Origin of the sequence: Sanguibacteroides justesenii (genome assembly GCF_003204205.1) — a bacterium.
In the GTDB taxonomy this organism is placed as follows: domain Bacteria; phylum Bacteroidota; class Bacteroidia; order Bacteroidales; family Marinifilaceae; genus Gabonibacter; species Gabonibacter massiliensis.
Genome location: NZ_QJPL01000023.1, coordinates 1 through 1,187, shown reverse-complemented (window position 1 = coordinate 1,187; position 1,187 = coordinate 1). Strand labels below are relative to the sequence as shown.

Here is a 1,187-nt window from a genome sequence, read left to right as displayed (position 1 = left end):
CTTCGTTTTAAACCGGATATCACGATGAAGTACGTTTATTATTACGATTCGGTAAAAAACATGAAGAACCTGGAAAAGAGGTACCCGAACATGACCTTCGAGGAGATTGTAAAGAAGACGATCGAGCTGTATGGTTTGGATTCGAACAAGATATTAAAGCCGGAACAGATCCGCGAACAGATCGACCTGAAGCCGGAAATGAACCGTTTCGTTCGTTTGTTGGAGAGAGAGAACGGTCAAAAGACCTTCTTGCGGGTGTTCGATGACATGATGATCTTCCCCGGTGAGACGGAGATCTCGGCCGCTTTCAAACGTATCGTGATGAAGTTGCCTAAGGTAGGCTTTTTGACGGGTCACGGGGAGCGTAACACGGAGCGGGAGGGAGATCGGGATTATAACGCGTTCACGCAAGACAAGCCATTCCGTTACTCTTTGATCAACCAGGGCTTCGATTTCGAGAGCGTGACGCTCGACAAGGAGGTACCCGCGGACGTGAACATTCTGGTTATCGCCGAGACGCGTCAACCGTTGACGGCAGCCGAGCAAGTGAACCTGGACAAGTACATCGCCCGTGGGGGGAACTTGCTGATCGCCGGGGAACCCAGGCGTCGGGATGTCATGAACCCGTTGATAGAGCAATTCGGCGTTCAGTTTGTACCAGGAATTCTTGTTCGCCCGACGGAGAATTTCCAGTCTGATTTGATCGTTGCTCGTCCGACGCGGGAGGCGGCGGACTTCTCTTATATCTATAACACGATGAGGCGCCGGGAGTACGTGGCCACGATGCCCGGTTGTTCGGGTTTGGATTACGTGACGGACAAGGGTTTCGATGTAACCCCTTTGTTCGCGAGCGACACGATCGATTGCTGGAACGAGTTGCAGACGACTAATTTCGTTGATGACACGGCCCGTTTCAACCCGTCGAGTGGGGAGATGCAGAGAACGTTCGTGACGGCCTTGGCTTTATCGCGGAAGATAGGGGACAAGGAGCAGCGCGTCATGATATTTGGCGATGCCGATTGTATCAGTAATGGCGAATTGAGTAGAGGAAGGAAAGATATCAGGGCTTCTAACTACTCGATTATACAAGGGGCCTTCTTCTGGTTATCGAACGAGGAAGTGCCTATCGATGTACGTCGTCCGACACCGCCGGATAATAAAGTTTACCCGAGCGAGACCGGTATGTA

The 1,187-nt window shown here is 51.5% G+C and carries 1 protein-coding gene; it reads left to right on the top strand.

From position 1 onward, the window contains the following. Positions 1-24 precede the first annotated feature (24 nt). Positions 25-1,187 (top strand): Gldg family protein (locus DMB45_RS14580; RefSeq protein WP_237143318.1); only part of this gene is annotated, 1,163 nt, incomplete at its 3' end.